Source organism: Actinoplanes sp. NPDC048791 (assembly GCF_040650095.1).
GTDB lineage: Bacteria > Actinomycetota > Actinomycetes > Mycobacteriales > Micromonosporaceae > Actinoplanes.
This window is the reverse complement of the sequence record NZ_JBEZGQ010000246.1, coordinates 1-9792: the sequence shown is the minus strand read 5'-3', so window position 1 is coordinate 9792 and position 9792 is coordinate 1. Positions and strand designations below refer to the sequence as shown.

The window sequence follows — 9792 nt, the reverse complement described above, 5'->3', positions numbered from 1 at the left end:
GCGCGGCGAAGACCCGCAGGTCACCGGTGCGCTCGGGGTGCCATTGCACGCCCAGCGCGAACGACCGGTCGGGGTCCTCGATGATCTCGATGACCCGGTCGTCGGGGCACCGGCCGACCACCGTGAAGCTGCCCGGGTCGTCGATCGCCTGGTGGTGGAACGAGTTGACGGTGAGCCGGGCGCCGAGCAGTGAGCGCGCCGCCGAGCCGGAGGTCAGCACCACGTCGTGCCGGCCGAACGCCGACGAGTCCACCGCCAGCGGATCCGTGCCCGCCGCGGCCCGGTGCCGGTCGTGGCCGACCAGGTCGGGCAGGTGCTGGTGCAGGGAACCGCCGGTGGCCACGGCCATCACCTGCAGGCCCCGGCAGACGCCGAGCACGGGCAGGTCGGCGTCGAGGGCGGCCCGCATGAGGAGCAGCTCGGAGGCGTCCCGGACCGGGTCGGAGTCGGTGGCCGGGTGCGGCTCGGCACCCCAGTTGGCCGGATCGATGTCGCCGCCACCGGCGAAGACGATGCCGTCGAGCGACTCGAGCACGTCGGTGCCGGGGTCGTCCGGGGTGATCAGGACCGCCCGTCCCCCGGTGGCGTGGACCGCCCGGACGTAGGACATCGGCAGCATGCCGACGACCTGTTCGTTGCTGCCGTACTGGACCTGTTGCGCGTACGCGGTCAGTCCGATCAATGGCCTGCGCATGCTGGTGCGATCCTCCTTCGTCCGTAGAACCTGCGTATCGGCGGGTGCGCGGGATGTCTTAGGCCCCCGCCGCCGCGACCAGGGCGCCGAACAGCCGTTTGTCCCTGGTCACCTCGGGGTGCCACTGCACGCCCAGCACAAACCTGTGCGCCGGGTCCTCGACCGCCTCGACGGTCCCGTCCTCGGCCCGGCCGGTGACCGTCAGCGTGCCCGGGTCGTCGACGCCCTGGTGGTGGAAGCAGTGCACCCGGGTGTCCTCACCCATCAGCCCGGCGATCCGGCTGCCGGGCGTGAAGCCGGCCTCGTGCTCGCCGTAGACGCCGGGGGCCGGGCGGTGCCGGTCGTGCCCGAGCACCTCGGGCAGGTGCTGGTGCAGGGTGCCGCCGGCGGCGACGGTGAGCAGCTGCATGCCCCGGCAGACCCCGAGCACCGGCAGGTCCTGGGTGAGGGCCGCGCGGGCGAGCACCATCTCGGCGGCGTCGCGCTCGGGCCGGGTGACCGTCTGCGGGGCGGCCTCGGCGCCGTACAGCTCCGGGCCGAGGTCGGCGCCGCCGCTGAGCACCAGTCCGTCCAGGATGCGCAGCACGTCGGTGTCGAGGTCGTCGGGCGGCAGCAGCACCGCCCGGCCACCGGCCCCGGTGACCGCGGCGACGTAGTCGTGCGGCACCAGCGTGGTGGGCAGGTTGTGCCAGACGCCCCAGGTGGCGGGCTCCACATAGGTGGTGATGCCGATGACGGGTCGCATCTTGACCACGGTATCCACGTCCTGTTCGGATGACGTCGACCGAGTGGGTGATCCGTTCGCCGTACCGGACGAGCGCCGTGAAATTAGTGAGCGGCGCCGACTCCGTGAGTCGGCGCCGCGCCCGGGCCCTTCGAACCACCCGTGCAGCGATCGCAGCGTGCGCGGGCGGAGATTCGACCCCTGCGTCCGGCGTGAACTGGACGTAGTTGCCTTGTATCCGCTGCCTGGGGGTGCTAAACCGATACCGGGAATGCGAGCCAGTGCTCCGGCCTTCAGGCCGGGGGTGAAGGCCCGCACTGGGAGGGCCACAAGGCCCGAGCAGTGCCTTAGGCCGGGTGGTTCTGCTGCTCGCGCCACCACTCGTACGGCACAAGCACGGCGCGCGGTTCGTCGTTCTTCGCCAGGATCGTGTGCTGCCCGGCGTAGTGGGCTGCATCGATCAGCTTGCCGATTTCCTTGCGGGCGTCACTCACCGCGACCTGGGGTGTCTCGCTCATCCCGCGATTGTACATGTGGTACGTTTTGTACATGCAGCTTCGTTACAACTTCCGTGCCTACCCGACGCCCGGCCAGCAAGTCGAGCTGGCGCGGGCATTCGGGTGCGCGCGGGTGGTGTTCAACGATGGGCTGCGCGCCCGGCAGCAAGCCCGCGAACATGGATTGCCGTACGTGTCGGACGCCGAGCTGTCCAAGCGGATCATCACGCAGGCCAAGACGACCGCGCAACGGGAGTGGCTGGCCGACGTGTCCTCGGTCGTGCTCCAACAGGCCCTCGCGGACCTGAACACGGCGTACCGAAACTTCTTCGCCTCGATCACCGGCAAACGCAAAGGCCGCAAGGTCGCGCCGCCCCGGTTCCGGTCCCGCAAGGACAACCGGCAGGCCATCCGCTTCACCAAGAACGCCCGGTTCAAGGTCCTCGACAACGGCCGGCTGCGGCTGCCGAAGATCGGCGACCTCGCGGTGCGCTGGTCCCGCACTCTGCCGTCGGACCCGTCCAGCGTGGCGATCATCAAGGACGCAGCCGGACGGTACTTCGCCTCGTTCGTCGTGCAGGTGGCCGACGAGGCGTTGCCGCCAGTCGAGTCCGAGGTCGGTATCGACCTGGGGCTGACGCACTTCGCCGTCTGTTCGGACGGCACGAAAGTCGCGGCGCCGAGATTCCTGCGGCGTGCGGCCCGCAAGCTCAAGCGGTTGCAGCAGGCCCTCTCCCGTAAGCAGCGCGGGAGCCAGAACCGCAAGAAGGCCGTCGTCAAGGTCGCCAGGGCACACGCCCGGGTGGCCGACACCCGGCGCGACTGGCAGCACAAGCTGTCCACGACGATCATCCGCGAGAAGCAAGCGGTGTACGTCGAGGACTTGTGCGTGGCCGGTCTCGGCCGGACCCGGCTGGCGAAGTCCGTGCACGATGCGGGCTGGGCCAGTTTCACCGGCATGTTGGAGTACAAGGCCGCCCGGTACGGCAGGGCGTTCGGCCGGGTGGACCGGTTCTTCCCGTCCACCCGGATGTGCTCGCACTGTGGCCGGATCAACGCCAAGATGGCGCTCAACGTCCGGACGTGGGACTGCCCGTGCGGCAGTCACCACGACCGAGACGTGAACGCCGCCAAGAACGTGTTGGCCGCCGGACTGGCGGACAACGGAAACGACCGTGGAGCGCAGGTAAGACCAGGACTCGTCCCGGCGCCGCGCGGCGAAGCGGTAACCCACCCGGACGTTGCGTGTTCCAGGCGCAGCGTGGAGGGAATCTCCGTCCTTCAGGGCGGAGAGGATGTCAAAGCGGAGTTACATATGCACCGGTGATGCCACCGTCGACGACGAACTGGGACGCGGTCATGAACGACGCGTCGTCGCTGGCCAGGAACGCGACCGCGGCGGCGATCTCAGCCGGCTCGGCGAAGCGGCCCATCGGGACGTGCACCAGCCGGCGCGCGGCCCGCTCCGGATCTTTGGCGAAAAGGTCCATGAGCAGCGGCGTCGCGACCGGTCCGGGGCACAGGGCGTTGATCCGGATGCCCTCGCGGGCGAACTGCACGCCCAGCTCGCGGGTCATCGCCAGCACCCCGCCCTTGCTCGCGGTGTACGCGATCTGCGAGGTCGCCGCGCCCAGCAGCGCCACGAACGACGCGGTGTTGATGATCGACCCCTTGCCCTGGCGCTGCATGTGCGGGATCGCGTACTTGCAGCAGAAGAACACGCTGGTGGTGTTCACCCGCAGCACCCGTTCCCACGCGTCCAGGCCGGTGACCAGGATCGAGTCGTCGTCGGGGGGCGAGATCCCGGCGTTGTTGAACGCGATGTCGACCCGGCCGTACCGCTCGGCCACCCCGTCGAACAGCGCCTTGACCGCCTCCTCGTCGGTGACGTCACAAGCGACGAACTCGCCGCCGACCTCGTCGGCGGCGGCCTTGCCCGCATCCGTCGAGATGTCGACGCAGACGACCTTGGCCCCCTCGGCTGCGAACCGCCGGGCGGTGGCCAGCCCGATACCGCTGCCGGCCCCGGTGATGACGGCGACCCGATCCTGCAAACGCTCCACAGCTGACCTCTCAGGCTTCCGTCGAGATGAACACGTTCTTGACGTCGGTGAACGACAGCAGCGCGTCGGGACCGAGCTCCCGGCCCAGGCCGGACTGCTTCATCCCGCCGAACGGCGTCCAGTAGCGCACCGATGAGTGCGAGTTGACGCTCAGGTTGCCGGTCTCGACCCCGCGCGAGACCCGCAGCGCCCGGCCCAGGTCGCGGGTCCAGATCGAGCCGGAGAGGCCGTACTCGGTGTCGTTGGCCAGCCGGACCGCTTCCTCCTCGTCGCGGAAGGGCAGCACCGACAGCACCGGCCCGAAGACCTCCTCGCGCCAGTGCGGGTCGCCGGTCGAGTGGGCCAGCAGCACGGTCGGCGGGAACCACCAGCCGTCACCGGCGGGTGCCTCACCGGCGAACGCGACGTCGGCGTCCGCGGTGTACGACGCCACCTTGTCCCGGTGCCCGGCCGAGATCAGCGGGCCCATCTCGGCGGTCTCCAGGGCCGGGTCCTGGACCCGGAACGCCTTGACCGCCGGTTCCAGCAGGGCGAGGAACCGGTCGTACACCGACTCCTGGACCAGCAGCCGGGACCGTGAGCAGCAGTCCTGGCCGGCGTTGTCGAAGACCCCGCCGGGGGCCGCCGCGGCGGCGCGTTCCAGGTCGGCGTCGGCGAAGACGATGTTGGCGCTCTTGCCGCCGAGCTCCAGGGTCACCCGTTTCACCTGGTCGGCGCAGCCCGCCATGATCGACTTCCCGACCCCGGTGGAGCCGGTGAAGCAGACCTTGCGGACCGCCGGATGGGTGACGAAGCGCTGCCCGACCACGCTGCCCTTGCCCGGCAACACGGTGAACACGCCCTCCGGCAGGCCGGCCGCCAGCGCCAGCTCACCGAGCCGGATGGCGGTCAGCGGGGTGAGCTCGGCCGGCTTGAGCACGACCGTGTTGCCGGCCGCGAGGGCCGGGGCGAAACCCCAGCCGGCGATCGGCATCGGAAAGTTCCACGGCACGATGATGCCGACCACGCCGAGCGGCTCGTGGAAGGTCACGTCGAGCCCACCGGCCACCGGGATCTGCCGCCCGGACAGGCGCTCCGGCGCCCCCGCGTAGTAGTTGAGGACGTCCCGGACGTTGCCGGCCTCCCAGCGGGCGTTGCCGATCGTGTGCCCGGCGTTGCCGACCTCCAGCGCCGCCAGCTCCTCGAGGTGGTCGTCGACGAGCGCGGCGAAACGCCGCAGCAGCCGCGCCCGGTCCCCGGGCGCCACCTGGCGCCAAGATCCGAAAGCCTGGTGGGCCCGCTCGATCGCGGCGTCGGTCTCTGCCAAACCAAGCGACGGTACGGAGGTGAGCACAGTCCCCGTAGCCGGATTGATTACATCTGTCACAGGCGTTCGAACCCTCGCTTAAGCTCCCAGTCGGTGACCGCGGCGTCGAAGGCGGCCAGCTCAATCTTGCCCATGTTCGCGTAGTGGGCGACCACCTCGGGCCCGAACGCCTCCGCTGCCACCGGACTGAGCTCCCACAACTCCACCGCGTCACGCAGATGCCCGGGCACCCGCGGGGCGGTGGCGTCCTCGTACGCGTTGCCCCGGAACTCGTCCTCCAGCTCCAGCTCGTTCTCCAGCCCGTGCAGCGCGCCCGCGATCAGCGCCGCGATGGCCAGGTACGGGTTCACGTCGCCGCCGGGCACCCTGTTCTCCACGCGCATGCCCTGCCCGTGCCCCGCCATCCGCAGTGAGCAGGTGCGGTTGTCGACGCCCCAGCGCAGGGCGGTCGGCGCGAACGAGCCGGGCTGATAGCGCTTGTAGGAGTTGATGTTCGGCGCGAAGAGCAGGCTGAACTCGCGCATGGTGGCGAGCAGGCCGGCCAGCACCCGCTGCCCGGTCACGCTCAGGTGGGCCGGGCCGTCGCCGAGCATCGCCGACCGGCCGTCCTCGCCGCGCAGCGAGAAGTGGATGTGGCAGGAGTTGCCCTCACGCTCGTTCGGCTTGGCCATGAAGGTCAGTGCCAGGCCCTCCTGGGCGGCGATCTCCTTGGCCCCGTTCTTGTAGATCACGTGGTTGTCGGCGCAGGTCAGCGCGTCGGCGTAGCGGAACGCGATCTCGTGCTGGCCGAGGTTGCACTCGCCCTTGGCACTCTCCGGGATCAGGCCGGCGCCGTACATCTCGTTGCGGATGCGGCGCAGCAACGGCTCGACCCGGGCGGTGCCGAGCAGTGAATAGTCCACGTTGTACTGGTTCGCCGGGGTCAGGTCGCGGTAGCTCTTGCTGAACGCCTGCTCGTAGGTGTCCTTGTAGAGCACGAACTCCAGCTCGGTGCCGGCGAACGCGGTCAGGCCGTGCCCGGCGAGCCGGTCGAGCTGGCGGCGCAGGATCTGCCGGGGCGAGGCGTAGACCGGCCCGCCCTCGGTGGTCTCCAGGTCGGCGAGGACCATGGCCGTGCCGGGCAGCCACGGTACGGGCCGCAGCGTGCTGAAGTCGGGACGCATGACGAAGTCGCCGTAGCCGCTGTTCCACGACGACATCTCGTAGCCGTCGACGGTGTTCATGTCGACGTCGACCGCGAGCAGATAGTTGCAGCCCTCGCTCGCCCCGGAGGCGACCTCGTCCATGAAGAACCGGCCGTGCAGCCGTTTGCCCTGGAGCCGTCCCTGCATGTCGGTCAGCGCGAGCAGGACGGTGTCGATGCTGCCGTTCGCGACGGCGACGTCGAGGTCTTCGAGGTCCATCCGGTTCCCTTCGGCGGGTGTGGGGGCCGGGCGGCTGCCCGGCCCCGCCTCTAGCAGATCACTCCCCGGCCGGCATCGTCTGCTCTCCGTGCGCGGCCTTCTCGATCAGGTTCTGCTTCGGCCCGGTGAACCACTTGCGGGCACTGGCGAACCACCACAGCGTGGCGCCGCCGACGACCACCACGACGGCGACGATCGTGTAGTTGAAGTTCGCCGCGGTGATCGGGCCGGCCACCGGCAGGACGAACAGCACGCAGATCAGCACCACCCAGACGATCGCGATCCAGCCGACCGCCGCACTCCACCGGCCCAGGTTCCACGGCCCCGGCCGGAAGTCCGGGTTGAGCCGGCGCAGCAGCACCGGGCCGACGTAGGCGATGTAGAGCCCGATGACCGCGATCGAGGTCGCCGCCGCGTACGCGGTGGTGTTCCACAGCGACGGCAGCACCAGCAGGGTCGAGATGGTCACGCACAGCCAGATGGAGTTGGTCGGCGTACCCGTGCGGGGGTTGACCTTCTTCCACAGCCGCGAGCCGGGCAGCGCGCCGTCCCGGGCGAAGGCGTACGACATCCGGGAGTTGGCCGTCACCGACGCCATGCCGCAGAAGAACTGGGCGACCACGCAGATGAACAGCAGGAACGTGCCCAGGTCGTGCCCGGCCGCGTCGATGAAGATCTGCGCGGGCGGCAGCCCGAGCTCGGTGGTGCGCTGCGCGTCGTAGTCCTGGATCGACCAGGTGATGGCGGTCAGCAGCAGGAAGCCGGCGACCACCGAGACCACGACCGAGAGCACGATGCCGCGTGGCGCGGCCCGGGCGGCGTCATGGGTCTCCTCGGCCACGTGCGCCGAGGCGTCATAACCGGTGTACGTGTACTGCGCCATCAGCAGGCCGATCAGCACCGCATATATCGCGGCACCCTGAAACGTGAAGCCCGTCTCGTTCCTGACCTCGAAGAACACCTCGGAGATCGGCTTGTGCTGGTCCGGTACGACGGCGAGGACCACCACGATCACCGCGACGCCGACCAGGTGCCACCAGGCGCTGACGTCGGAGAGCAGCCGGACCAGGCTGACCCCGAAGGTGTTGAGCAGGCCGTGCGCGACGATCAGGATCAGGAAGATCAGGAACGTGCGGCCCTTGGTGACCTCCATGTCGAAGGTCAGGCTGAGGAACGCCGACGTGGTGATGGCCGCGCCGAAGTCGATCGCCGCGGTGACGGCCACCTCGCCGAGGAAGTTGAACCAGCCGATGAACCAGGCCCACGCGGCCTTGTTGCGTTTGGCGAGCGCGGCGGCCCACCAGTAGAGGGCACCGGCGGTGGGATAGGCCGAGCAGACCTCGGCCATCGCCAGCGCCACGAAGGTGACCATGATGCCGACGAAGAGCCAGCCGAGCGTGATGGCCAGCGGGCCACCGGCGTTCATGGCGATCCCGTACGAGGTGATCGCGCCGGCCAGGATGGAGATGATCGAGAAGGAGACCGCGAAGTTCGAGAAGCCGGACAGTCGGCGGTGTAGTTCCTGCTGGTAGCCGAGCTGGGCGAGGCGTTCTTCGTCGGTGCTGGGAGGCTCAACGCTCATAACGACTCCCTGGATCCGAGGGGCAGATGTGACCTGGGCCACCGCTGTTCGGTGATGATCTCCCCCCGGTGTTACGCCCGTCAATGAACGGCGTTAATTGCGTTGCCGGGCGCCGGAAGCAACCCGCACACTCGTAGACATGTCAGGGCAACTTCCCTGACGACGCCACTCGGCGCGCGAGCCCTCGGCAGGCTTCGCGGAAGACCCGGGGCAGCCCACGGCTCCCCACCCGCGGCGGCGCGGGGCGTGGTCACCTCTCTCTCGACGCAGCATCGCGCTGTGCCACGCGCCCGTCCCGCGCCGCCGCCCTTTCGCCCTAAAAATCTACAGCGGCGAGACTAGAAATCTGCCTGTGGCAGGCATAACATCACAGAGGTCGGCCACGCACAGCCGGCACGCAACTGGCAATGACTCTGAGTTGGTAAGGAGGACGAGATACCGCAGCAACGCGAACTCGCTAAGTCCCCGACCCGACAAGAGGTGATCGCAGCCGATGCCCATCACACAGGCCATCCGCTAGCGGCACGCAAGCAGATGAGCCTCGCCGACGACGGTCGGCCACAGAATTGAACAGCCAGGGCCCCGGTAACCCGCCGGGGCCTTGGACTGTGTCCGCACCTGTACGGAAGGCACGATGAGCACCGCCTTCGACGACGCCGACTTCCCGGCGTACACGATGGGCCGGGCCGCCGACATGATCGGCGTGACGCCGGCCTTCCTGCGCAGCCTGGGCACCGCCGGCCTGCTCGAGCCGGAACGCTCGCTGGGTGGGCACCGCCGCTACTCGCGGCACCAGTTGCAGCTCGCGGTCCGGGTCCGGCAGCTGCTGGACGAGGGCATGCTGCTCAGCGCGGCCTGCCGGATCGTGACGCTGGAGGACCGGCTCGCGGCGGCGCACCGGCGCATCGTCGAGCTGGGCGGCACGCTGACCGCTGACGACGACGCGGACCTGCCCACCCCGACCCGCCCGGACATCGCGACCACGCACTACTACGGCTCACCGCGCGGCGACCGCTCCCCTTCCGCGCCGTAGCCGGCGGCCAGGCTGGCCTCCCAGAGCTGCCGCGCCCGGGCCGGATCGACGGAACGCCCGGTGGCGCCGAACGGTTTGCGCCACGCGAAGTAGCCGCCCGGCACCGCGGCGGCCGGATCGTCGGCCAGCCACAGCAGCGTGTCCGCGCCCTGCTCCGGGCTGCGGAAGATCAGCTTGCCGAGGGAGAAGAGCGGACTCTGCCGGCCGAAGCGGCTGCGGATCAGGCCGGGGAAGAAACAGGTCGGCACGATCCCGTACGGGCCCCAGCGGCGAGCCGCCTCGATCGTGAAGAGCAGGTTGGCCTGTTTGCCGGCGCCGTACGCGGTCCACCGGCTGAGCTGACGCCGCCCGGGCCGCCGCACGTCCAGCGTGCCCCACGCCTCGGCCGCGGAGCCGGTCGTGACGATCCGCGCGGGCGCCGCCGCCCGCAGCCGGTCCAGCAACAGGTGGCCGAGCAGGAAACCGCCGAAGTGGTTGATCTGGACGCACG

The 9792-nt window shown here is 69.8% G+C and carries 9 protein-coding genes and 1 pseudogene; 2 read left to right on the top strand and 8 right to left on the bottom strand.

The genetic code is table 11. From position 1 onward, the window contains the following. The 3 genes from AB0C29_RS19425 to AB0C29_RS19415 all read right to left on the bottom strand — a co-directional run. Nucleotides 1-694, bottom strand: a 694-nt coding sequence (locus AB0C29_RS19425) for a gamma-glutamyl-gamma-aminobutyrate hydrolase family protein (protein ID WP_360821943.1), incomplete at its 3' end; no start/stop codon positions are given. A 58-nt stretch (nt 695-752) separates the two neighbouring features. Then, a complete protein-coding gene (locus AB0C29_RS19420) occupies nt 753-1439 on the bottom strand; it encodes a gamma-glutamyl-gamma-aminobutyrate hydrolase family protein (RefSeq protein ID WP_360821941.1) in 687 nt (228 codons plus the stop codon). Between the two features lie 326 nt (nt 1440-1765). Continuing rightward, the gene (locus AB0C29_RS19415) at nt 1766-1936 is read right to left on the bottom strand and encodes a type II toxin-antitoxin system prevent-host-death family antitoxin (protein ID WP_360821939.1); all 171 of its coding nucleotides are present in this window, start codon (nt 1934-1936) and stop codon (nt 1766-1768) included. 31 nt (nt 1937-1967) lie between these two features. Between AB0C29_RS19415 and AB0C29_RS19410 the strand changes: the two genes are divergently transcribed. Further along, on the top strand, nt 1968-3242 hold the full coding sequence (locus tag AB0C29_RS19410) for a transposase (RefSeq protein ID WP_360821937.1): 1275 nt from the start codon (nt 1968-1970) through the stop codon (nt 3240-3242). Here the strand turns inward: AB0C29_RS19410 and AB0C29_RS19405 are convergent. Genes AB0C29_RS19405 through AB0C29_RS19390 form a run of 4 tightly spaced genes read right to left on the bottom strand, consistent with a single transcriptional unit; the run spans nt 3214 to nt 8269 of the window. After that, a complete protein-coding gene (locus AB0C29_RS19405; RefSeq protein WP_360549836.1) occupies nt 3214-3978 on the bottom strand; it encodes a 3-oxoacyl-ACP reductase in 765 nt (254 codons plus the stop codon). The two genes, AB0C29_RS19410 and AB0C29_RS19405, sit on opposite strands and share 29 nt — an antisense overlap. Before the next feature lie 10 nt (nt 3979-3988). Continuing rightward, nucleotides 3989-5344, bottom strand: a complete 1356-nt coding sequence (locus AB0C29_RS19400; RefSeq protein ID WP_360821935.1) for an aldehyde dehydrogenase family protein — start codon at nt 5342-5344, stop codon at nt 3989-3991. Next, a complete protein-coding gene (locus tag AB0C29_RS19395; protein WP_360821933.1) occupies nt 5341-6687 on the bottom strand; it encodes a glutamine synthetase family protein in 1347 nt (448 codons plus the stop codon). The genes AB0C29_RS19400 and AB0C29_RS19395 overlap by 4 nt, the downstream gene beginning before the upstream one ends. Nucleotides 6688-6745: 58 nt before the next feature. Continuing rightward, on the bottom strand, nt 6746-8269 hold the full coding sequence (locus AB0C29_RS19390; protein WP_360821931.1) for an amino acid permease: 1524 nt from the start codon (nt 8267-8269) through the stop codon (nt 6746-6748). A gap of 634 nt (nt 8270-8903) precedes the next feature. On the opposite strand from AB0C29_RS19390, the gene AB0C29_RS19385 reads away from it, so the two are divergent. After that, entirely contained in the window at nt 8904-9302 is a 399-nt protein-coding gene (locus tag AB0C29_RS19385; protein ID WP_360821929.1) for a MerR family transcriptional regulator, read from the top strand. Here AB0C29_RS19385 and AB0C29_RS19380 read toward each other — a convergent pair. After that, nucleotides 9260-9792, bottom strand: a pseudogene (locus tag AB0C29_RS19380) (short-chain dehydrogenase); the annotation flags it as partial. The gene AB0C29_RS19385 and the pseudogene AB0C29_RS19380 overlap by 43 nt on opposite strands.